The following is a 25,150-nucleotide window of genomic DNA, read 5'->3' on the forward strand; positions in this document are numbered from 1 at the left end:
TTTATATGGATAAAAATTTCCACAGAGAAATTACACCAATAGCACCTGAAGATAGTTTTCAGGTTTTTGATCGTATAAAAGATGATTTTGATTTTCCTATTCATTTTCATCCTGAATATGAATTGAATTTTATATTTAATGGAAAAGGTGTTAGAAGAGTTGTAGGGGATAGTATGGAAGAAATTTCAGAAATTGAATTGGTGTTAATTGGCCCTAATCTTGAACATTGCTGGGAATTGCACAATTGTAAAAGCAAAAAAATTAATGAAATTACAATTCAATTTCATAACGATTTATTTGATGATAAAATGCTTTCAAGAAGAATCTTTAAACCTATTAAAGATATGTTTGAAAGATCTAATTATGGGATTTTATTTTCAAAAAAAACTTCACATGATTTAAGAGAAAGAATACAGAAATTATCTAAAATAGATAGTATAGATTATTTAATGGAGTTGATATCCATATTACAAGATTTGGCAAATTCTAGAAATCAACGTTTGTTGTCAACATATACTTCTCAAAATAAAAAATTTGAGAATAGTGATAAAATTAAAAAAGTATATGAGTATATACAGGAAAATTTTAACCATAAAATTTCACTATCAGAAATATCTGAAATTGTAAATATGAGTCCGGTTACTTTTAATCGATTTATAAAAAAAAGAACAGGTAAAACTTTTGTGGAATATACAAACGATACACGAATTAGTTATGCCACCAGATGGTTAATAGAAACAGATTTAAGTATTAGTGAGATAAGCTTTAAATGTGGATTTAATAATATAGCCAATTTTAATAGAGTATTTAAAAAATGTAAAAGCGCAACACCAACAGAATTTAGAGAAAAGTTTGAAGGAATTAAGAGAGTTCTATAACCTAAAATTTTAAAATGAGTAGAATAATTAATAGAGAAATCACTCAATTAGAGCCGGAAAATGGATTTTTGGTTATTAAGAGAATGAAGCAAAAATTTGATTTTCCAATTCATTTTCACCCGGAATATGAACTTAATTTTATTCAAAATGGTAAGGGAGTTCGAAGAGTTGTTGGAAACAGCATGGAAGAGTTGGAAGAAATTGAGCTCGTTTTAGTTGGGCCTTATGTTGTTCATGGTTGGGAAACACACAATTGCAAAAGTGATAGTATTTATGAAATGACTATTCAATTTAATAATTCAGTTTTTGATGATGAACTACTTTCATTAAGAATGTTTAAACCAATTAAAGATATGTTGGAGCGTTCTAAACATGGAATACTTTTTTCAAAACAAATATCACTGGAATTAATGCCTCAAATAAAGGAATTTACTAAAATTGAAGATGTCAATGATTTTATTAAGCTATTAACACTTTTACAAGGTTTAGCAAATTCTAAAGATCAAAGAATGCTTTCTACTTCAGTTTCAAATAATAATGAATATGAACATAGCAAACGAATTAAACTTGTGTATGAGTATGTTCAAGAAAATTATAATAGAAAAATATCATTGCCAGAAATTTCAGATATTGTAAATATGACTCCGGTTTCTTTTAATAGATTTATTAAAAAAAGAACGGGGAAAACTTTTGTGGATTATTTAAATCATACCAGATTAAGTTATGCAACTAAATGGTTGATAGAGACAGATTTAAATATAGGTGAAATAGGATTTAACAGTGGTTTTAATAATATTGCAAATTTTAATAGAATTTTTAAAAAATTTAAAAATTGTACTCCAAATGAATATAGAATGAGATTTGAGAGAATCAATTAAATATTTATACCTTGCTAATTCTTATTAAACCAATTTAATCGTTTTTAACAAATTGGGTGAAATTATTGTTTTTTACACCAATAATATGATATCCTTTTCCTTTTAATTTATAATAAGTTTTCATGTTTTTCATTAAAAAGTTACTATTTTGTGTCTGAAATTTTTAATATTATAAAGTATGAGGAAAGGAATAAATAGGGAAATTACACAACTCGAACCTGAAAATGGTTTTTTGGTAATTAATGGTGTAAAACAAGAATTTGATTTTCCAATTCACTTTCATCCAGAATATGAGCTAAATTTTATTGTAAACGGAAAAGGTATAAAAAGATTGGTAGGGAATAGTGAAGAAGAATTAGATAATATTGAACTTGTGTTGTTAGGGCCTCAATTATTACATGGATGGGAGACTTATAATTGTAAAAGTAAAAACATAATTGAAACAACCATTCAGTTTAATAATACCATTTTTGATGAGAAATTACTTTCTTTGAAAATGTTTGAACCAATTAAAGATATGTTGGTGCAATCAAAAAACGGAATTCTATTTTCTAAAAAGACTGCACTTAATTTAAAAAAAAGGATTCAATCATTATCTAAAATAGATAATATTGATAGTTTTATTATATTGTTAGGTATCCTTCAGGAGTTGGCTAATTCAAAAAAACAAAGGTTACTTTCTACTTCAATTTCATATAATAATGAATATAAGCATAGTAAAAAATTAAAAATGGTTTATGATTTTGTTCAAGAAAATTTTCATCGTAAAATTTCTTTAGCAGAAGTTTCTGAACTAGTAGAAATGAGTCCTGTTACTTTTAATAGATTTATTAAAAAGAGATTTTGCAAAACTTTTATTGACTATGTAAATCATACTCGATTGAACCGCGCTGCAAATATGCTTGTAGAAACGGATTTAAATGTAAGTGAAATTAGTTTTAAATGTGGATTTAATAATATCGCCAATTTTAATCGAGTTTTTAAGAGATTTAAAAATTCTACGCCAACAGCCTTTAGAGAGAAATTTGAAGGTGTAAGCAAAGATTTGTAGTTTTTAAGAATTAGTTAAATTCTGATCTGAAAATGTGTGGTATTTCTAATTTGCTTATTTATTAAGTTTAAATTGAAAGCAATCTATGATTTTGGGAAAATTAATAATATGCTAGGAATAATTTTTGAAATTATTCCTAGCATATTATTCCTGCTCTTTCAAATATTTAGCATTATAAAAATAAAATAAGCATTAATTTTTTTAAATATTTACAAAGTGCTTTTTTATTTTAAATGACTGTTTTTATAATATTATGTTTTGATTAATTTCGTTGCAAATAAAAAAACTGAATTATTTAACTTTAAAAAATTCAAAAATATTAAAATGAAAGCACGTTTTATAGTTCCAATATTGTTATTAACCTTAATTGGTTGCACTAAAAAATCAAATAGTATTTTATTATATAAGAAAGCAAATAATTCTTCCTTTTCTTATCAGGGTAGAACTGATGTGTTAAAAGATAGTTCTGTTGCACTTATAAGTTCAGCTGCTTCAGTTGAGTTTATTGTTGAAGGAGATTCTATTAATTTACACTTACAATCTGGTAACAACTCACATAATTATATTGTAGTGTCAATTAATGATGAATATCAAAAAAGATTTAAAATTGATGCAAAATCAATTACAAGTATTCCATTAAGCTTGCCTAAAACTGCGCAAAATAAAATTGGAATCTTTAAAGCTACGGAAGCGGGTAGTGGAAATGTGATATTTCACGGTGTAGAAGCGGCAAAAATAAGTCCAATAATTAACGATAAAGAATATTTTATTGAGTTTATAGGGGATTCAGTTACATGTGGAGCTGCAGCAGATCCGAACGATGTACCTTGTGGTACAGGAGAATATTTAGATCAGCATAATGCATATTTAGCATTTGGGCCAAGAATTGCGCGAGCTTTAAATGTCAATTTTATGTTGAGTTCAGTTTCTGGTATTGGAATCTATAGAAATTGGAATGATGAAAATATAGAAGAACCAATTATGCCTCAAGTATATAATAATTTGTATTTAAATACTGATGCTACAAAAAAGTATGATTTTTCAATAAAACCAGCTATTGTTAATATATGTTTGGGAACAAATGATTTATCAAATGGAGATGGGATTAAAACACGGCTACCTTTTAATAAGGAAAAGTTTGTTTTGAATTATATAGAATTTGTAAAAACTGTTTATTCCCATTATCCAAACACAAAAATTGTGTTGCTAAATAGCCCAATGATTATTGGAGAAACAAATGATTTATTAGTTTCCTGTTTAAATGAAGTTCAAAACTATTTTTCTACAAATACGGATAAAAAAGTAACAATATTCCAATTGGATAAAGCGTATAATAGTGGATGCACAACACATCCTAATGTTGAAGAACACAAAGAAATTGCTGAAAAATTAACACCTTTTTTCAAAAACCTTTTAAATAATAAATAATCACAGAATGGAAAAATATACAGCGAAAAATGAGAGATATGATACAATGGAATATAGACGATGTGGAAAAAGCGGATTGTTGCTTCCTGCAATTTCATTAGGGTTGTGGCATAATTTCGGAGATGTTGATAACTACCAAAATGGTAAACAAATTTTGCATACTGCGTTTGACAATGGAATTACGCATTTTGATTTAGCTAATAATTATGGACCACCTCCAGGTTCAGCAGAAGAAAATTTCGGTAAAATTTTAAAAGAAAGCTTTGTAAATTATAGAGATGAATTAATTATCTCATCAAAAGCTGGTTGGGGAATGTGGCCAGGTCCTTATGGAGATTTTGGTTCAAAAAAGTATTTAGTTGCAAGTTTAGACCAAAGTTTAAAAAGAATGGGACTGGATTATGTCGATATTTTTTATCACCATAGGCCAGATCCTGAAACACCTTTAGAAGAGACGATGGGAGCTTTGGATTTAATCGTACGTCAGGGAAAAGCACTGTATGTTGGTATTTCATCCTATAGTGCAGAAGATACTTTAAAGGCGTCTAAAATGTTAAAAGAATTAGGAACACCTTGTTTGATTCATCAGCCAAGATATAGTATGATGGATCGTTGGGTAGAAAATGGATTGTTAGACGTTATAGAAGATGAAGGAGTTGGATCAATAGCTTTTTCTCCACTTGAACAGGGAATTCTAACAAGTAAATATTTAAAAGGAATTCCTAAAGATTCCAGAGCGGCTAAAAGTACTGGATTTTTACAAGAAGATCAGGTAACGGAAACTGTAATTAATAAAGCAATAAAATTAAATAAATTGGCTTTAAAAAGAGGTCAGACTTTAGCTCAAATGGCAATCTCCTGGCTTTTGAAAGACAAAAGAATAACATCTGTGTTAGTTGGGGCAAGTAGCTCTAAACAGTTATTGGATAATTTAGGTTCGTTAAAGAATTTAAGTTTTACTGCTGAAGAATTACAGGAAATTGAAGCTATTTTAAAATAAATAAAATGTTAAAAAAAATATCATATATATTATTGTTGTTTGTGCAAGTTTCATTTGCAAATGTAACTTTACCGGCACTGTTTTCAGATCATATGGTTTTACAACAAAATGATGATGTGAAATTTTGGGGATGGGCAAATCCAAATGAAGAGGTTGTTATAAAAGCGTCTTGGAGTGAAATAGCATATAAAATTAAAGCAAACAATCAGGCATATTGGGAAATAAAAATTAAAACTCCAAGCGCTGGTGGACCTTATATTATTAAAATTAATGGGTATAATGAAATTATTTTAAAAGATGTTTTAATTGGTGAAGTTTGGTTATGCTCTGGGCAATCTAATATGGAAATGTCTGCAGCTTGGGGAATAAAAAATGGAGATAAAGAAGTTGAAAAAGCAAATCATCCAACTATTCGTTTTTTTACAGTTTCAAAATCCTCGGCAACTTCACCTCAAAATGATTTATATGGAAATTGGGAAGTTTGTTCTCCCGAAACAATGAAAAATTCAAGTGCTGTTGCTTATTATTTTGCACAAAGATTACAAGAGGATTTAAAAGATGTTCCTCTTGGTTTAATGGTTTCGGCTTGGGGAGGAACTCCTGCAGAAATTTGGATGCCAGAAGAGGTAATTGAAGAAGATAATGTTTTAAAGGAAGCTGCAAGTAAATTACAACCTGTTGAATGGGGGCCAACGGAACCTGCGAGAGCATTTAATTCTATGATTAATCCATTAATTGGCTATAACATTGCTGGTACACTTTGGTATCAGGGTGAAGCAAATGTTGGGGCATCTAAATATGACAAAACTCTGGAAGCATTAATTAAATCCTGGAGAGCTAAAGGGGAAAATGATTTTCCGTTTTATTATGTTCAAATTGCTCCATTTGATTATGGTAAAGATCATTCTGGCGGTGTAGAAATTAGAGATGCTCAGCGTAAAGTTTTAGATAAAGTTTCTAATGTTGGTATGGTTGTAATTAGTGATGTTTCACCAACAGATGATATTCATCCAAAAGATAAAAAACCAGTAGGAATTCGATTGGCCAATTTGGCATTAGCAGATCACTATAAAACCTATTTTAAAGAAGTAAATGGACCTTTGTACAAAGGAATATCTATTAAAAATAAAAATGTAATTGTTCATTTTGACAATGCAGAAGGACTCTATTTCACAAATAAAAAGACATCATTATTTGAAATTGCAGGGAAAGATAAAATATACCATACTGCAAAAGTAAGATTAAAGAAAAATGAAATTACTATTTTTTCAAAAGAAGTTAAATCGCCAAAGTATGTCCGATTTTCTTGGGGAAATACAAGTGTTTCAAACTTATTTAATAAGGTTAATTTACCAGCATCAAGTTTTACAACAGAATAATTGGTAAGTATTAAATTATAAAAAAAAGGGGGTTGATATTTTATCAACCCCTTTTTGTCACCAAAATAATTATTCAATCAAAAATATATAAAGTTAAATTGGTTATTTTTCAATTAATTTGTCGTTTGCAGTTTTTATAAGTTCAAGTGTTGATACATCTGAAGCAAATACAGAGTTTAAACCTTGTGGTTCTTGAGGTGGATCTGCTGTAAAATCATCGCCGTGTAGCCATTTCCCGTTTTCTGCATTCGTTTTAGCATAACCTGCAAATCCCCAGAAATTTAATCCAGCTAATTCGCCATTGTTAATTTTACTTTCATTAATCCTTTCAAAAATAGCTTTATAAAAAGTATCTCTATTTTCAACTGAAGCATCGAGAGATAAACTTTCTTTTTCACGAGGAAACCCAAACTCTGACATAACAATAGGTTTTTGCAGTTTTTTTGCAACAACAATATGTTCATTCATATATTCATTTGCTCTTTCTATAGATAATTGAGTTGTTTCTTTTTCGTTATTAATATCATACCATCCCCAGTTTTTTGGCCACATATGCATTGCTAAGTAATCAATATCTTTATTAACATGTAATCTTTCATACATTTTAATATCTTGTAAAAATCCGTGTTTTCCTTCGGTTCCAGTTGAAATTAAATGTGTTGAATCTAATGATTCTATAATTGAAACTGTTTCATTTAACCAAGCGCCAAATGCTTCTTCGTGATCAGGAGTCATTAATACTCTTGGCTCATTTGCAACTTGCCAAGACATAATGGTATTATCGTCATTATACTTTTTCCCTGTATATGCATTTGTTCTTCCTATAATAAATTTTAAATGCTCATAAAATGCTTCTTTACAAGGTTCACAAGAATGAAATTGCTTTGTGTAATTCATATATTGATCCCATGTATATTCTTCTAAAAATGGGTTTGGAACTTTTCCATAACCATTCCATTCTAGATATTGAGACATTCCACCAGACCAAATCCAGTTATTATTTAAATATAACACAGCATACATATTTCTTTTGCGCATTTCTGCCATTAAGAAATCTAAACCATCCAATAAATCTTCATTATAAACACCTTGTTTCGGTTGTAAAGCCGGATGAACTCTAGAATCTTCTCCTGCTCCTTCAGCTCCAACTAAAATACGTAGGTTGTCTATACCTACTTCTTTCATTAAATCTAGTTCTTTTATTAATCGGTCTCTATCGCCAATATTTTTTGCCGCAATTAGAGGTCCATACCAATAATTTGTGCCGACAAAATAATAAGGATTGTCTCCTTTAAAAAATTGAGATCCTTTTACAGATATAAGTTCAATGTTGTCTTTTGAGTTTTCGCTCCCTTTTTGAGCAGTTACTTTAGTATTTTCTTTGCAAGAAATAAGTAAAAAGATACTTAAAAATAAAAGGATTGAGTTGTTAATTTTCATCGTATTTGTTAATTAGGTAAGTTGTACATGTCAGGTAATTCATTTTGTAATAAAGCACCTTCTTTATTTGTAAATTCAATAAAATCAGCAGCATCTGATGTTCCTGGAGTAGGAGTATAGTAGCCATCATTGTTATTATTCCAATACATTACAAAACCAATTTCAACATCGTTATTTGTTAAAGTACTATAATAATAAGTTGAAAATAAATTGGCAATTGGACTTGTTCCACTGGTAACTCGGTAGCCGGTTTCGGTTAATGCTGCAATTTTAACTTTATCAATAGCTAAATCAGAAATAATTTTAAGTCTGCTATTAGCTCTATTTGCACCAGTTTGCCCTTGATTACTAAAATCGCCGTAATTATCCATACCCAAAATATCTACATATTCATCGCCAGGATAACGTTCTAAATAAACTCCTTCGGAATCGTAATGGTTATCAGGAGAAAATGCAAATAACATATTATCCACTTGTTTTTCATCTCGTAAATATTCAACCGTAAATTGATATAGTTGAATATATTCTGCAGCCGTACAATAATTATTACCCCACCAAAACCAACTTCCATCAAACTCGTGAAATGGTCTAAAAATAATTGGAACTAATTTACTGTCTGCCCCAACCATTCCTTTAGTTACTTTAGCTACTTTGTCTAATTTAGTTTTATAATAGTCGTGATTTGCTCCTCCGGGTAAGATACTTTTTAAAGCATTTTCTCTTTGGAATTCGGTCATATCATCTGCATAAAAATGCTCGCCTTCGTAAGGTTCTCTTATATGCCATGAGAATGCGTTTACCATTCCTTTATCATAAGCTTCAATGGCATCTGCTGTAATAATTTGCTCTTGTTGATAAAACCAGTTTGAAGAATTTCCATTATTTTGATCATCAGTAATAAACATAAAATCCGAACCTAATAAACCTGGGTCACTTCCTGTTAATTTTTTAATATCAGAATCTCCAGTATTGTCATTGTAAAAAGAATTAAAAGCATCTTGTTGTCCAATAATAAAACTAGATTTAGACATTGTTTTTAAATTGTAAAACAAGGCTACTGTTTCATCGGTTGCATTTGGATTTACCATATATGATCTCGTTTCTTCAGGTAAAAGAATGAATTCTTCTACAACCAAAGGTTTGTCTTCAATGGTAACAATAGCTTTACTAGAAGCGCTTATAGTTACATTATTATTGTTTGTACTTGATAGCGTAATAATAACTGTTTCATCACCTTCCTCTTCATTATCATCAATAATTACAACTGGAATAGTGTAGGTTGTTGTTTCTCTGGGAATTGAAATATTGCTCTCAATAGTTTCATAATCCGTTCCATTTATTGCACTTCCAGATATTGAAAATGAAACATTTGTAATCGTGCTAAGAGACTTACTTAACGTAATTTTAAATTCTCCATTGGTTGTAGGTTCTGATCCTGAAAAATTTGTTGTAATTTTTATAGTTGCAGTTTCAACTTGTGGTTCAGGATCTGGAGTATCTGAACTTTTCGAACAACTATTCAGAAAAGATATTGAAACAATAAATAGTAATAATATTAGATTTTTTTTCATTTTTAATTGTTTAATACAATGCAGGCTCTGGAATTATGATAAGGCGCTTTCCACATTCCAATTTTGTAATCATTTGAATATAGTTTTCCATTTTTATCAACTCTCCAAAACCACTCACCATTTTTATGGTCAATAATTTTTGTTTGAATAAAATTTAAAATTTTAGATGATATTAAAAGGTATTTTTCATCACCAGTAATATTATAAACATATCTAAGTCCAACCAGCGCTTCGGCTTGTGGCCACCAATGTTTGTCACCGTCTAAGACATTTGTTTCGGGCTCAAATTCATTCATAACACCTCCATCAACATCTATACCGTGTTTTATAAAAGTATCAGCAATTAACACAGCAACCCTCTCTGTTTCAGATAGTAATTCTTTATTTTCAATAACCTTTGCAGCCTCTATTAATAACCATGCTGTTTCAATATCGTGACCGAAAGAAATAACACTACTTTTTAAATTCCATTGTTCATCAAAAAATAAATTTAAGTTATTGTTTGAGTTTAAAAATTTGGTTAAAAATAAATTTATAAGTTCTGAAAGATCATTTTTTAAATTTTCATTTTTATAAACTTTATAAAGATTTGTATAAGCTTCTAAAACATGTAAATGAGTATTCATTGTTTTAGCCTCATTCTCATCTTTATCACTTAATCTCATATCTTCAATTGGAGACCAATCTTTATTAAACGCTTCAATATATCCTTTATATTTAGTGTCTCTGGCATTTTTTTCAATTAAATTATAGAGTTCTATAGCCCAATTGAGGGTATCTTTATTTTTTGAAAATATATAGTATTCAGACAATGCATATATCATAAATGCTTGTGCATAAACTTGTTTTCGAGTATTTATAGGATTTCCATTGGAATCTAATTCCCAATAAACACCGCCAAATTCTTCATCGTTAAAGTGAGTTTTTAAATAATTATAAGATCGTTCACAAATCGAATTATAGGCATCGGTTTTTAAATGATTTGAAGCGGCTGAGAAAGACCATAAAATACGAGAATTTAAAATTATTCCTTTTGATGCATTAGGTATAAGGTTATTATTATGATCACGTTCTCCTACAAAACCTCCATTTATTTCATCAATAGTATTTGTACTCCAATATGTTAGTATATTTTGAAGCTCTTTACCTAATTCAATGGATACTTTTTCTGCTAATGGATGCATTAATATAATCCTTTATTTTTTTCAATTAAATCTAAAATTGTTTGAACTGAACCAGCTGATGTAAATGTATCTTCAGGACTATTTGTTACATAATCAACTAATTTTTCAACTGAAGAAACTGCAACGTGCATACGAGTATCTGATGATGCGTAGTAAATATAAATCGAACCATCTTCATTTTCAATCCAACCATTTGTAAATAAAACATTGGAAACATCACCTAATGTTTCTTTATAATTTGGTGCCATAAAATAACCTGCAGGATGATGAATAACTTTAGTAACATTATCTAAAGCAGTCATAAACATATATAAGGTATATCTTAAACCAGCTGCAGTATTACGAACCCCATGAGCTAAATGTAACCAACCTTTTGATGTTTTTATAGGTGCAGGACCTTGTCCGTTTTTTAATTCATAAACAGTATGATATACTTTATTTGTGAATATTTTTTCATCTGTCACAATTGGGTTTGTTATGTCTTTTACATAACCAAAACCAATTCCACCGCCACTTCCGATGTCTATAAATCCATCTTGTGGTCTTGTATATAAACCATATTGTCCGTTTATAAATTCCGGATGTAAAACAACATTACGTTGTTGACCAGTATTTGATACCAAATCAGGTAATCGTTCCCAGGTTAATAAATCTTTTGTACGTACAATTCCTGCATTAGCAATTGCTGAACTTGTATCTTCACTTGGAGCATTTGGATCTTTTCTTTCAGTACAAAAGATTCCATAAATCCAACCATCTTCGTGTTTTATTAAACGCATATCATATACGTTTGTATCTGGGTTTCCTTTAATTTGGGGAATTACACAAGGTTTATCCCAAAACTTAAAATTATCAATACCATTAGGGCTTTCAGCTATTGCAAAAAATGATTTTCTATCATTTCCTTCAACTCTTGCACATAATAAGAATTTACCGTCTATTTTAATTGCACCTGAATTAAAAGCAGCATTAATCCCAATTCTTTCTAATCCAAAAGGGTTAGTTTGAGAATTTAAATCATATCTCCAATGTATTGGGGCGTGTTCAGCTGTTAATACAGGGTTTTTATATCTTTGATAAATCCCATTTGTTTTTGAAATAGGTTTATTTTTTTTCTTAATTAATTTAGCGTGACGCTTTAATTCTTTATCAAGAGTTTTAATTCTCATGTTAAGTTCCATCTTTTGTATTTTTTTAATCTAATTTTTCATTTAATTTATTCCACCAGAATTTTTTCAATAAGAATAAGCACACTACTAATAAAGCAAGTGAAATATATACAGGGGTACTTTGTCTAAAAATAATATACATTGGAATAATAACCAGAGCAGTTTGTGCAACAATACCAATTGCTACATTAAACATATCTAATTTAAAGTCTTTATTCTTTTTAAAGTATGGGTTTTCAGCAACACAAAGATCATTAATTGGCCCCCAGAAACCCCAAGGTCTCACATTTTTATAAAAATCTTTCAATACAGCTTCTTCAGTTGGAGGTGCAGAATAAGTTCCAATGATACTTCCAATTATTGATACTGCTAATAATACTGGAAATAAGTACAATTCGTTTTCTACATGAATTAACATTGGAGCAAAATAAGCTGCTAATAGTCCGGCAACCATTCCCCAGAAAAATCCTTCACCATTAAATCTCCACCAGTGCCATTTTAAGATATTTGCAGCTACATAACTACCGTATAATACAGATACAATTATGTTTAATACTGAATTTACATCTTCAGCGAAAAAACCTAAAACAATACTAACTACAACAACTACAACACCAGTTATATAGTTCATGTTTTTAATTTGATTTGTGGTAGCGTTAGGTTTTGCATATTTTAAATAAATATCGTTAACCAAATAAGCTTGAGCAGCATTTAATGTTCCTGCAAAAGTTGACATAAATGCAGCAATAAGTCCAGCCAATAACAATCCTAGTAAACCAACTGGAACAAATTCTTTTATTGCTGTTGGTAGAATTAATTCGAAATCAATATTGCCAGCAGAATTCATTAAATCTAATTTTTCATAATAAATTAATGCTAAAGCGGCAAAACCAGCAATCATTAAATATCTAATTGGCATTAATATTACAGATACAAATCCGCTCATTTTTGAAGCTTCAACTGCATTTTTAGTAGATAATATTTTTTGCATATCGTATGTTGGAGCAGGACCAGCAATACTTACTAGAATTCCTTTAAATACCATCATTATAAAGAAGTAGGTAAATAAACTATACCCATCAGACCTTATTTTATCATTTACTTCTGGGATAATTTGTGCCCAATCCATATTTAATTCAAAACCAAAGAATGGACTCAGCCAACCATCAGGAACACTTAAAGGGTGTGCTCCAATTGCTTGGAACCCTAAATAACCAATTACTAAAGCAGCAACCGTCATAATTGCAAATTGAACAACATCTGCCCAAACAATACCAGACATACCACCTAATAATGAATAAAATACAGCAAAAAGAGTAAAAATTACACCATAAAAATGAGGAACATATTCTGGAGTAACTGTAAAAGGAACATAGTTACTAACAACCTCCCAAGGAATAAATATTTCAATAAATTTTCCTAAACCTATAAACCCATATGCTAAATAACCCAAACAAACAACAAGAGCAAAAACTACTACAATAATATGAGATAGTTTTGCCCCTTTACCAAATCCAAAACGTGTTCCAATCCATTCAGCACCAGTTGTTGCATTAGATCGTCTCAGCCATTTAGAAAGATAAACCATTAAAAATATTTGATTGAAAACTGGCCAAATCCAAGGTAGCCAAGCACTTTTAATTCCGTAAACAAACATTAATGTAACTAACCAAATTGTACCTGAAATATCAAACATTCCCGATGCATTAGAAAGACCAAGCATATACCAAGGAATAGATTTTCCACCTAATAAATAGTCATCTTTACTTCGTTGTGCTCTTTTTCTAAGCACAAGACCTATTACAACTATTGTAACTAAGTACAATAATATTATTAGGATGTCAACGGTATTTAATAATTTCATAAATGAGTTAGTTTAAGTTAGAATTAATATCTTTTAAAAAAAGTGTTTTTGGCAGTGATTCAAATTGCTTAAAGTCATCTTCGCTCACATGACCTTTATAAGGCATATAATGATGATCTAATCGACCATTCCTCCAAAATAAAATATAAGAAATACCAGAATTTTCTATTGCTGGGTAAACTACTTCGGTAAACCATTTTGGTGTTTGAATTGTTTCGAGTCCTGTTTCTGTAAAAGCGAAAAGTTTATTTTTTTCAGTTGCTATATTTTTTACAATATTTAAATCGTTGATTACAGAATTTTTATAAGTATCAGAGTTTTTAAAGTCATAAATGTCAATTCCTAAAATATCAACAAATTCATCCCCAGGGTAGCATCTTAGATAATCGTCATTTGGATTTAATTTGTTTGGAGAGTATGCATATAATAGATTGTGTATGTTGTGTTTATCTCTTAACAAAACAACGGTTTCTTGCCATAATTGTTTGTAATCTGTAGTAGAGCAATTACCTTCACCCCACCAAAACCATCCGCCATTCATTTCATGATATGGCCTGAAAATTATTGGTATTTCTTCACCATTATATCTAAGTGTCTTTAAAAAATCTGCAACTCTGCTAACCCATAATTCATATTTATCTTTATGAATGCCTCCATTAATAATATCTTTTACAGCAGGAGTTTTATCCCAAGAATCACTTCCTGAAGTTGGATTGTCTAAATGCCAGCTAATAGTAATAATACCACCTTTTTTATGCGCATCTATAATTAATTTTCTCATACTGTTAAAATTAACAGAATCTAAATTAAATTCATGTGCCAATTCTAGATGGCCGATATCAAAACCATATACGGCAGGAAAGTCTCCAACAACTTCATTAACATCACTTTTAATTAAAGTTGTATCATTTTCATAATTCCAACCAATTCCGTAAGAGGTTGCATCTTGGTGTCCAATGGCAAAACCCTTTTTAGCAATATTTGCTAATTTTTTATGTAATGATATTACATTTTTTGAAGCTGTTTTATCAACTAATATAGGTTTCTTTAATTCTTCTTTTTTTATTGGACTGCATGAAAATAAAGCAGAAACAATTATTAATGTAGTTAAAAATTTAGTCACTTTAGTTTGATGATATGTATTAATCATTTTTGTTTAGTTGAAATATTGAAAAAATCTGCTATAAAGATAAAAAGATAATATGTATAAATTATAATTTTCAAATTTAACGATATAGTAACCTATTTGATGATATTATTTTATCAAAACGCTAAAAGAAAATTACATTTTTATTTTTTGGCTATGAAAATTGACTAATTTATACTAGTTATTATTCTCCTGTTTTCCCTTGTAATACTTGAAGTTTTTGTTAATAATTAGTAGGCGAGTTATGCATTTAAAAGTTTTTAAAAAGGATTAGTTGAATTTATTTTATTGATATATGACAAAATAATATTAACTAAAACTTAACATTTGATTTAATTTTGAGAAGAAGTAAAAAGTAACGTCATTTTTTACGAAAATAATAATTTGAAGAATTTAAAAGTTTTAAAAATTAATTAGTACAAATACCAAAAATATGCAAAAGTTTAATTTAAAAAACATTTATTATGGTACAAAACAATACTACTTATTAGTACTATTTTGTTTTGTAGGTCAATTAATGATGGCGCAAAGCCAAGTTAAGGGAGTCGTTCAAGATTCAGGAGGATTAACTTTACCAGGAGTTAATATTATTGAAAAAGGAACAAGCAATGGGGTTGTTACAGATTTTGATGGTAATTTCACAATATCAGTTCAAAGTAACGCTACTTTAGTTTTTAGTTATGTTGGTTTTGATACTCAGGAAATTTTAGTTTCTGGAAGATCAATTATTAATGTAACCTTAAAAGAAAACCTTGAAAGTTTAGATGAGGTTGTTGTTATTGGTTATGGATCACAATTAAAAGAGGATATTAGTGGGTCAGTTGCTACTGTTGATACAAAAGCCTTAGAGAATGTTCCACAGGTTGGGATAGACCAATTAATACAAGGTAGAGCAGCTGGTGTCTCTGTAACTTTAAATTCAGGGCAACCTGGAGCCGCAGTTTCGGTAAAAATTCGTGGTGTAAATTCAATTCAGGGATCAAGTGAACCATTATATGTTATTGATGGAATTCCAGTTTCTGGAGATTCAAGAAATATAGGTACAAGTGGTAGAACTGCAATAGATAGAAATAGTGAAGGTCAAAATGGAGTGAGTCCACTTGCAGCTATTAACCCAAATGATATTGAATCAGTTAACATTTTAAAAGATGCCTCTGCAACTGCAATTTATGGTTCAAGAGGATCTAACGGGGTTGTAATTATTACAACTAAAAAAGGTAAAAATCAAAAAGGAAAGTTAGCGTACAGTACCTTTTTCGGTATTCAACAACCAACAAACATTATGGATGTGTTGGATTTACCTGGATATGCAAGACTGCAAAATGAAATGGGTGTGATTTTTGGTTTAAATGAGAGTATTGAATTTCTAAGACCAGAACTTTTAGGAAAAGGTACAAACTGGCAAAAAGAAATTTTTGACATAGCCTATATGAAAAGTCACCAATTATCATTTTCGGGTGGTAGCGATGGTACAAATTACTACATTTCAGGAAGTCATATGGATCAAGAAGGTGTTGTAATTGGATCTGGTTTTAATCGTTCTTCAGTTAGATTAAATATTGAATCAAAAATTAATGATAAATTAAGAGTTGGAGCAAATATTACTGCAAGTAGAACAGATGAGAAAATAATTATGAATGGTTATAGTAGAGGTATAATATCTTTAGCACTACAAAATAACCCAGCACTAGCAGTTTTTAATCCAGATGGATCATATGCGGGGCCAATTACTCCAAATGAAATTTCTCTAGCAGTTCAAAATCCTATAGCAACTGTAAATAGTGTTTCAAATAAATTATTGAGAGACAGAATTTTCGCAAACGTTTTTGGAGAATTTAAAGTTGTTGATGGTCTTACGTATAGAGCTGAATTTGGTGGTGATTTTGGAAATAACAGAAATGATAGATTTCAAAAGACCTATTCTTATGGAAATATTTCAGTGGATGCAAATGGTTTAAATAAAAGAAGAGAAAATAACGATTTTTGGGTTATTAAAAACTTATTAACGTATAGCAAAAATTTTAATGATAAACATGATTTAACAGTTTTAGCAGGTCATGAAGTTCAAGAGTCTTCTTGGGGAGGTATTGTTGCAAATGCTGTTGGGTTTGTAGATAATGATGTGCCAACACTTGGTTTATCAAACACAAGTGGAGATACAAATGATGAGTATAAAGGAAGTACTGCTTTAGTATCTTATTTAAGTAGAGCAATTTATTCTTTTGATAATAAGTACAATGTAACCGCCTCAATTAGAGCAGATGGTTCTTCAAAATTTGCAGATGGACAAAAATGGGGGTATTTCCCCTCTATATCGGCATCTTGGAAATTATCAAAGGAAGATTTCTTAAAAGATTTTGAGCATTTACAAAATATTAAAATATATGGTGGTTATGGAGAGGTAGGAAATCAGAATATTCCAAATTTTGCTTATGGTTCTCGTTTAAATGCGGTTTCAACAGGAACAGGAACTGGGTTTGAAGTAGCAAATTTTGCAAACCCAGATCTTACTTGGGAATCTTCAAGACAAATAAATTTTGGAGTTGATTTTTCGGCTTTTGATTCTCGTTTAAATACTACAGTAGAACTTTATAAAAAAATTTCGAGTGATTTCTTATATCAGTTAGCATTAACTTCATTTGTAACAGGAGGGATTGGAACACCTGGTTCAATTGCCGCTCCTTGGGTTAACTTAGGAGAAATGGAAAATAAAGGTATTGATGTAACACTTAGTTATAATACAATAAGTAATGGTGATTTTTCTTGGAATTCAACGTTAACACTTTCACATTATAAAAATACAGTAAATGAATTGGTAGGTGATTATACAATTAATGGATCAACTAGTTTAGATGATACCAACCAGGTTTTAACTAGAACTAGAGTTGGTGATCCAATTGGAATGTTCTATGGTTACCAGGTTGAAGGTATTTTTAGAACAATGAGTGATCTAGAAACTGCACCTATTCAATTTGGACAGGCTATTGGTGATAATAGTGTAATAAGTAGAACATGGTTAGGTGATGTTAAATTTAGAGATGTAAATGGAGACAATATGATTGATGAGAATGATAGAACTGTAATTGGAAATCCACATCCGGATCTTACTTTTGGTTTTCAAAATACATTTAGATATAAAGATTTTGATTTTGCAATGTTTATACAAGGTTCTTATGGTAACGATGTGTTTAATGCCATTGGTAGAACTCTTACAGCAACAAACTTAACATATAGAAATCAACTTTCATCGGTGTTAGATTACTGGTCAGTTGCTAATCCAAATGGAACCGCTCCAAGATTTACAAGTAATTCTACTCCAAATATTAACATATCTGACAGATATATTGAAGATGGTTCTTATTTAAGAATTCAAAATGTTAGATTAGGTTATTCATTACCTTCCGATATAGCTAAAAAAGCTGGAATGAGTAAATTAAAAATTTATGGAAGTATTCAGAACTTACACACATTTACAAGCTATTCAGGATATGATCCAGAAGTAGGTTCTCTAAATCAAAATGCTTTATTAATGGGAGTTGATAACGGTCGTTATCCAACGCCAAGAACTTTTACTTTAGGTATTGATGTTGAATTTTAATCACTTTAAAAAGAAATATATAATGAAAAATATAATAAAAAATATAATGAAAATTAAATTTCTCTTAGCTACCGTGGTTTTGTTAACCTTTGGAGCATGTGGTGATGATTTTTTAGATAGACCACCAGAAGATTCTTACAATGTCGCAGATTTCTATAAAACTGTAGACCAAGTAAATACAGCAACAAATGCTCTTTATTCAAAGCCTTGGTTTGATTATGTATCAAACGTTTCATGGTGTATTGGAGAGTTAAGTTCTGGAAACGGAAGAACATATGATCCAAGAAATCAAGATTTTATGACATTTGCAATAACAGGTAATCATAATACACTTGGGCAGGCTTGGACATCTTTATATGCAGTTGTTGCTCAATCAAATGCAATAATTAATTTAATTCCTGATGCTGCCGGAGAGGACGTTCCTCAAGATTTGGTAAATAATGTAGTAGGAGAAGCAAAATTTATTAGAGCTACAGCATATTTTTATTTAGTAAGAATATTTGGTGCAGTTCCAATTATTTTAGATAATGTTGAATATGTTGATCAGGCTGAGATTCCAAAAAACACAGTTGATGATATTTATACACTTATTAAAAAAGATTTGGAGTTTGCTGCTACTAATTGTTATTCTAAAATTAGAGGTGGAAATTTTGATGCAAATGCAAAAGTATCTAGTGGTTCCGCAAAAGCAATGTTATCTAAAGTTTATCTTTATGAAGAGAACTACCAAATGGCTTATACCTTATCAAATGAGGTAATTTCATCTGGAGAGTTTAAATTATTAGGTGGAACTGAAGAAGATGGATATCCTGGTAGTTATTATGATTTGTTTTTAACAGAAAATGATAACAATCCAGAAACTATTTTCTCACTTCAATGGGGTACTTCAGGTGAATATGCAGAAGGTAATGCAGTACAATCATTATACGGTGCTTCTGGTATTACAGGTTTTTCTGATGGTTGGTCTGCAATAGGTCCATCATTAGATTTACAAGATGCGTATGAAGATAAAGTATTAGATGAGCGTTATTACGCTACTATTATGGATCCAGGTTCTTTTTACCCGGATTTAAATGGTGGATATACAGCATCCGATAATATTAACTTTCAGGATACAGGAGTTGGTATTAAAAAGTATGTTGTTGGTAACCCTGCTAATTTAGGTGGTGGAGCACAACAAAGTTATCCTAATAATACATATATTTTAAGATATGCGGAGTTGTTATTAATACATGCTGAAGCCATAGTTAAAGGTGGAGGTGGAACTTTATCCGAAGCTAAAAGATCTATTGATAAAGTAAGAAATAGAGCTGGTTTAGGTTCTCTTGTTTCAGACCCAACTTTTGAAGATGTTTTTCAAGAAAGACGTATCGAGTTAGCATTTGAAATGGAATTTTGGTTTGATGTTGCAAGGCTGGAAACTCAAGATGCCATTAGTTATTTAGCTGAAAGAGAAAGAGGAACTTGGAATACAGATACTGACCCAAGAACTGTAAATACATTACAGTATACGCCAACTCCAGATAAATTATTGTTCCCTTATCCAACAAGTGAAACAATTAATAATCCGGCATTATTAGCAGCTCCGGTTGCTTTTGATTTTACAAAATATAACTAAAATGAAAGTCATGAAAATAAAAAATAAATTAACGAAATTTCCATTTTTATTGATTATGGTAATTTCATTAGGACTTTTTTACACATCTTGTGAAAATGAGTTTGCTGTAGATAAAATTAGTCTGAGCACTGACCCACCTGTAATTAAGAGCGTTAGTGAAGCAAGAGAAGATGCGCCTGTTCAACAAGGTGTTGTAGAGAATATCTATTATATAAGAGGAGAAAATTTAGGTTCAGTAACATCAATTCAATATAATGGATTTGAAGCAGGATTTAACCCTGTGTATGTTTCTGAAAATTTCATAATTTCTAAAATTCCAGAAGGAGCTCCATATATTAGTGATAGTAATACATTAAGATTAGAAACTTTAAATGGGGTTGCTAATTATGATTTTTCTTTGTTAGCATTAGAAGAGTTTACAGAAGAAATAATTGATGGAAAAAGCGCTGTAATTCTTCATGGTGGTGATTTTACAGATGTAAACAGAGTTTTATTTGTAAGTGGGACTGAAGAAACAGGAGATTTAGTTGAAAGAGAAGCTACGATTATGTCAGTTTCTCAATCTCAGGTTGCTGTAGAAGTTCCTGCTGGAGTTGTACAAGCATTTATTTATGTTTTTACATCTAGAGGTGCTGTTATACAATCCGCTTCATATGGATTTAATTACCCTTTATTCACAGATGAATTTAGTCCAGGTTGGGAAATGGGCGGATGGGATGGTGACAATGCCTTGTCATCTTCGATAGCCTTAGGTTCAACTTCAATTGAAAGATTTGCAACCGCAAACTGGGGAGGGTTAACATTTACACCCGGTGATGAATCAGAAGATTTAATATGGTCAGATTACCGTACGGTTTCATTTCAAATATATTCTGCTAATTCTTCAACAAAGAGATTGAAAGTAGCTTGGAATGACTTTTCAAATGCGGAATTCTATATTACTTTGGTACCAAACCAATGGACAAAATTCGTACTTCCTATGTCAGGATTTTATCCTGCAGGAACCGCTCCTGAAAAAATTACAAGAATTGACTTTCAAATGGCAGCTGAAGATGGTGATAGTGGACCATATTTATATTATTTAGATCAATTCGGATTTATTCAATAGTTAAAAACTTTAAAAAATGATTATGGTTAAAATATCAAAAATATTATATCGATATGTGTTCGCTTTTATAGCGTTAACATTTATAACCTCTTGTGATGAAGATGAAGTAAAATATCCTCTTTTAGGAGAAGAGCCTAGAAATTTAACAGAGATTTTATCAGAAACACCTGATTTATCATCTTTATTAAATGCTTTATCTCAAGTTGGTTTAGACGAAACATTAGGTACGCAAACAACATATACGTTGTTTGCACCTAATAACAATGCCTTTAGTGGTGTTGATTTTGCAGCAATGGATTCAGCAGCGCTATCAAACATTTTATTAAATCATTTGATAGAAACAGGTACAGCTGATTTTACTTCTAAAATGGCAACCGGTTATTTACAATCTATGGCGACTGGTCCAGGAGGAAACAATCTTAGTTTTTACACAAATAATAGTGGTAGCATAATTTTTAATGGTGTTGCATCATTAGTTAGTGGTGCTTATGATAAAGGAGCTACAAATGGAATTTTACATACTGTAGATGCATTATTATTACCACCAACTGTAGTTGCGCATGCAAGAGCAAATTCAGAGTATACAATGTTTGCTGATGCAATTGCGGCAGCAGATTTATCTGAAACACTAAATGGAGCAGGACCTTTTACAGTATTTGCTCCAAACAATACAGCATTTTCTAGTTTTTTAACAGAAGTTAATGGTGCTTTTGGTTGGTCATCTTTAGGAGATATTCCTGTGGATATTTTAAAAGATGTTATTCAATCTCATGTTGTTTCAGGAGTTAATTTTGAAGCATCTGCGGTTGATGGAAAATCTCCAGTGACTATGCAGGGAGGATCTATTTCGGTAGCTGGAACTGTTATTGATGATGCAACTTATTCAAATGCTAACATTGTTTTAACAGATATACAAGGTGTTAATGGAATTGTTCATGGAATTGATAAAGTTTTATTGTCAGAAGAAGTATTCCAATCAGTTTTAAGTGCAACTCTAAATATGGCAGATAGATGTGCAGATAAAGGTTATACAACTTTCTTGGCGGCGATTGATAAAGCAGGTATGACCGAAGATTTTAAAAATAATGAACTTACTGGGTTTATACCTACAAATGATGCTTTCACAATATTTTTTATTGGCATAGAAAATTATGGAAGTTTAGATGATTTTGTTACAGAAGAAGATATAGCAGTGTTAAAAGGCTTATTAGAATATCATTTATATGCTGGAAAATTATTGTCAAGTAATTTAACCGATGGAGGAACTATAACGACTCTTTTAGGTGATGATATAGCTATTGATTTAAGTGGAGATAATCCTAAATTAATTCCATCTTTTTCAGAAGGAGCTAAAGCAACAATAGAGAATTTAAATATTGGGGCTTCAAATGGTGTTATTCATCAAATAAATAAAATATTAATTCCAAGTGACTTAGCACAAAGTTTAGGTATTGCCGGTGCAGGTGGTTTACAACCTGTAGCAGATAATGCTTTTGTCTATTTTGATTTTAATGGAAATGGATTTGATTCTTGGTGGGGAGATGTAGCTGGAAACCCGGTTTCTGATGCTGCAGCAAGTGCTGATGGAACACCGTTTTTTGATGCTACTGGAGTACAAGGTGGAGGATGGAATGGATTATTCTTTAGAAATGGTGGAAATAACTTTACGCCAGCAGCTATTGGAACTAACCTAGAAGCTTATGAATTTAAGTTTGATATTAATATGAAAGCTCCAACAACTGGAGTTATTAAATTTAGATTCCAAGGTTCTATAGGAGATGTATTTTATGACTATGATCTTTCTCAAATAGAAGAATCTGGTTGGGTTACAGTTGTTTTACCAGCAAATTTATTAGGTGTATCTGATTTTAGTTTAGTAGATGGCGAATTTGGAGCTGCTTATAGTGGTGATTCAATGTTAAACTTCTCACTAGATAATGTGCGTTTTGAAGAAGCAGGAGGAGGAATAGAACCAGTTGCTGATGATGCATATGTATATTTTGATTTTAACGGAGCTGGTTTCGATTCATGGTGGGGAGATGTTCCTGGAAACCCAGTAACGGATGCTGCAAATAGCGCAGATGGAACACCATTTTTTAATGCTACAGGAGTACAAGGTGGCGGTTGGAATGGTTTATTCTTTAGAAATGGAGGAGATAACTTTACACCAGCAGCTATTGGTACAGATATTAATAATTATGCTTTTAAGTTCGATATAAATGTTATTGAAGCTTTTGCAGATGGTGTAATTAAATTTAGATTTCAAGGTTCTATAGGTGATGTGTTTTATAGTTATGATCCAACAGAATTAGAAGGTGGTAAAGGTTGGCAAACTATTACAATTCCTGCATCTACATTAGGCGTGTCAGATTTTAGTCAGGTAGATGGTGAGTTTGGTGCAGCTTATAGTGATGGAACTTCTATGTTGAACTTTTCTTTAGACAATATTAGATTTGAAAAATTATAAAAGTCTTACATTATTTACGAATGATTTAAGTTAATAAATTAATAAATTTATACCCTGTAAAATAAAATGTTTTACAGGGTTTTATTAAATTTGAAAAAAATGAAAAAAATAGTAATCTTAATTTTAGTATTTACTTCAATAAATACTTTTTCACAAAAATTTGAAGGTTTAGCAGAAACACCACCTTTAGGATGGAACAGTTGGAATACTTTTGCAACTGATATAAATGAACAACTTGTAAAAGATATTGCAGATAAATTTGTAGAATTAGGTTTAAAAGAAGCCGGTTATGAATATATCGTTTTAGATGATGGATGGATGGCAAAAGAGCGTGATACTCATGGAAATTTAATTGCAGATCCAATAAAATTTCCTAGCGGAATGAAAGCCCTTGCTGACTATATTCATTCTAAAGGATTAAAGTTTGGATTGTATAACTGCGCTGGTTCAAAAACTTGTGCTGGTTATCCAGGTAGTCGTGGTTTTGAATATCAAGATGCGAGATCTTATGCTTCTTGGGATGTAGATTATTTAAAATATGATTGGTGTAATACAGATAAATTAAATGCTGAAGGCGCTTATATAACAATGAGAGATGCTTTAAAAGCAGCTGGAAGGCCAGTTGTATTTAGCATATGTGAATGGGGTGATAACGAGCCTTGGAAATGGGCTAAAGATGTTGGTCATGCTTGGAGAGTAACAGGAGATATTATTAATTGTTGGGATTGTGAAGTCGGTCACGGATCTTGGTCTTCCTGGGGAGTTTGGAAAATTATTAATATGAGAAAAGATATTCGTAAAGTTGCTGGGCCAGGGCATTGGAATGACTTTGATATGATGGAAGTTGGTAATGGAATGGCAGATGCAGAAGATAGAACGCATTTTGCAATGTGGACAATGTTAACATCACCTTTAATAATGGGGAACGATTTAAGAGTTGCTTCTAAAGAAACTATTAAGACACTTGCAAATAAAGAGGTTATTGCTGTAAATCAAGATAAGTTAGGAATTCAGGGATTTCGTTTTTCAAATGAAGGTGATTTTGAAATTTGGATAAAACCTCTTGAAAATGATGCTTGGGCAATTACATTTGTTAATATGAGTGATAAACCATTAAGTTTAAATTTTGATTGGGAGAAACATGATATTGGAGATGATGTGAATGGCAAAAGAATGGAAGCTAAACAACAAAAATTTAAAATTAGAGATTTATTTAACCATAAAAATTTAGGAGATACTTCAAAAAATTTAATGGCTGAGATTCAATCCCATGATGTTTTAATGGTAAAACTAGAGAAAAAATAAGATTAATTTTTAATAAAATAACCAGTAAAAGCCTCTGATTAGAGGCTTTTACTGGTTATAGGTAA

17 protein-coding genes are annotated in these 25,150 nt (G+C 30.7%); 11 read left to right on the forward strand and 6 right to left on the reverse strand.

From position 1 onward, the window contains the following. The first annotated feature begins 5 nt into the window (after positions 1-5). From CHB63_RS00815 to CHB63_RS00840, 6 genes are all read left to right on the forward strand, one after another. Entirely contained in the window at positions 6-878 is an 873-nt protein-coding gene (locus CHB63_RS00815) for an AraC family transcriptional regulator (RefSeq protein WP_089376539.1), read from the forward strand. A 14-nt stretch (positions 879-892) separates the two neighbouring features. Next, entirely contained in the window at positions 893-1,756 is an 864-nt protein-coding gene (locus CHB63_RS00820) for an AraC family transcriptional regulator (RefSeq protein ID WP_089376540.1), read from the forward strand. Between the two features lie 178 nt (positions 1,757-1,934). Further along, positions 1,935-2,807 (forward strand): AraC family transcriptional regulator, encoded by an 873-nt coding sequence (locus tag CHB63_RS00825; protein WP_089376541.1) that lies wholly within the window; start codon positions 1,935-1,937, stop codon positions 2,805-2,807. 324 nt (positions 2,808-3,131) lie between these two features. Further along, positions 3,132-4,235: an SGNH/GDSL hydrolase family protein gene (locus CHB63_RS00830; protein WP_141107231.1), complete on the forward strand. Its 1,104-nt coding sequence runs from the start codon at positions 3,132-3,134 to the stop codon at positions 4,233-4,235. 7 nt (positions 4,236-4,242) lie between these two features. Next, positions 4,243-5,235 (forward strand): L-glyceraldehyde 3-phosphate reductase, encoded by a 993-nt coding sequence (gene mgrA / locus CHB63_RS00835; RefSeq protein WP_089376543.1) that lies wholly within the window; start codon positions 4,243-4,245, stop codon positions 5,233-5,235. Positions 5,236-5,240: 5 nt separating this feature from the next. Further along, positions 5,241-6,614 carry a sialate O-acetylesterase gene (locus CHB63_RS00840; RefSeq protein WP_089376544.1) on the forward strand — a complete coding sequence of 458 codons (1,374 nt, stop codon included), beginning with the start codon at positions 5,241-5,243 and terminating at the stop codon, positions 6,612-6,614. Positions 6,615-6,716: 102 nt separating this feature from the next. Here CHB63_RS00840 and CHB63_RS00845 read toward each other — a convergent pair whose 3' ends face one another. Genes CHB63_RS00845 through CHB63_RS00870 form a run of 6 tightly spaced genes read right to left on the reverse strand, consistent with a single transcriptional unit; the run spans position 6,717 to position 14,992 of the window. Next, complete coding sequence (locus CHB63_RS00845; RefSeq protein ID WP_089376545.1) at positions 6,717-8,054, reverse strand: glycoside hydrolase 5 family protein; 1,338 nt, start codon at positions 8,052-8,054, stop codon at positions 6,717-6,719. Positions 8,055-8,062: 8 nt separating this feature from the next. Beyond that, on the reverse strand, positions 8,063-9,625 hold the full coding sequence (locus CHB63_RS00850; protein ID WP_141107232.1) for a glycosyl hydrolase: 1,563 nt from the start codon (positions 9,623-9,625) through the stop codon (positions 8,063-8,065). Between the two features lie 2 nt (positions 9,626-9,627). Then, a complete protein-coding gene (locus CHB63_RS00855; RefSeq protein WP_089376546.1) occupies positions 9,628-10,809 on the reverse strand; it encodes an AGE family epimerase/isomerase in 1,182 nt (393 codons plus the stop codon). Further along, positions 10,809-11,990 (reverse strand): glycoside hydrolase family 130 protein, encoded by a 1,182-nt coding sequence (locus tag CHB63_RS00860; protein WP_089376547.1) that lies wholly within the window; start codon positions 11,988-11,990, stop codon positions 10,809-10,811. The genes CHB63_RS00855 and CHB63_RS00860 overlap by 1 nt, the downstream gene beginning before the upstream one ends. Positions 11,991-12,003: 13 nt before the next feature. Further along, entirely contained in the window at positions 12,004-13,842 is a 1,839-nt protein-coding gene (locus CHB63_RS00865) for a sodium:solute symporter family protein (RefSeq protein ID WP_089376548.1), read from the reverse strand. A 7-nt stretch (positions 13,843-13,849) separates the two neighbouring features. Next, the gene (locus CHB63_RS00870; RefSeq protein ID WP_089376549.1) at positions 13,850-14,992 is read right to left on the reverse strand and encodes a glycoside hydrolase family 26 protein; all 1,143 of its coding nucleotides are present in this window, start codon (positions 14,990-14,992) and stop codon (positions 13,850-13,852) included. Between the two features lie 430 nt (positions 14,993-15,422). Between CHB63_RS00870 and CHB63_RS00875 the strand changes: the two genes are divergently transcribed. From CHB63_RS00875 to CHB63_RS00895, 5 genes are all read left to right on the forward strand, one after another. Further along, positions 15,423-18,587, forward strand: a complete 3,165-nt coding sequence (locus CHB63_RS00875; RefSeq protein ID WP_089376550.1) for a SusC/RagA family TonB-linked outer membrane protein — start codon at positions 15,423-15,425, stop codon at positions 18,585-18,587. Positions 18,588-18,609: 22 nt separating this feature from the next. After that, positions 18,610-20,205, forward strand: a complete 1,596-nt coding sequence (locus tag CHB63_RS00880) for a RagB/SusD family nutrient uptake outer membrane protein (RefSeq protein ID WP_176420171.1) — start codon at positions 18,610-18,612, stop codon at positions 20,203-20,205. 10 nt (positions 20,206-20,215) lie between these two features. Continuing rightward, a complete protein-coding gene (locus CHB63_RS00885) occupies positions 20,216-21,313 on the forward strand; it encodes a hypothetical protein (RefSeq protein WP_141107233.1) in 1,098 nt (365 codons plus the stop codon). 22 nt (positions 21,314-21,335) lie between these two features. Further along, the gene (locus CHB63_RS00890) at positions 21,336-23,780 is read left to right on the forward strand and encodes a glycan-binding surface protein (RefSeq protein WP_176420173.1); all 2,445 of its coding nucleotides are present in this window, start codon (positions 21,336-21,338) and stop codon (positions 23,778-23,780) included. A gap of 99 nt (positions 23,781-23,879) precedes the next feature. After that, positions 23,880-25,085 carry a glycoside hydrolase family 27 protein gene (locus tag CHB63_RS00895; protein WP_089376554.1) on the forward strand — a complete coding sequence of 402 codons (1,206 nt, stop codon included), beginning with the start codon at positions 23,880-23,882 and terminating at the stop codon, positions 25,083-25,085. Positions 25,086-25,150: the final 65 nt, after the last annotated feature.

Source organism: Lutibacter flavus (assembly GCF_900188355.1).
GTDB lineage: Bacteria > Bacteroidota > Bacteroidia > Flavobacteriales > Flavobacteriaceae > Lutibacter > Lutibacter flavus.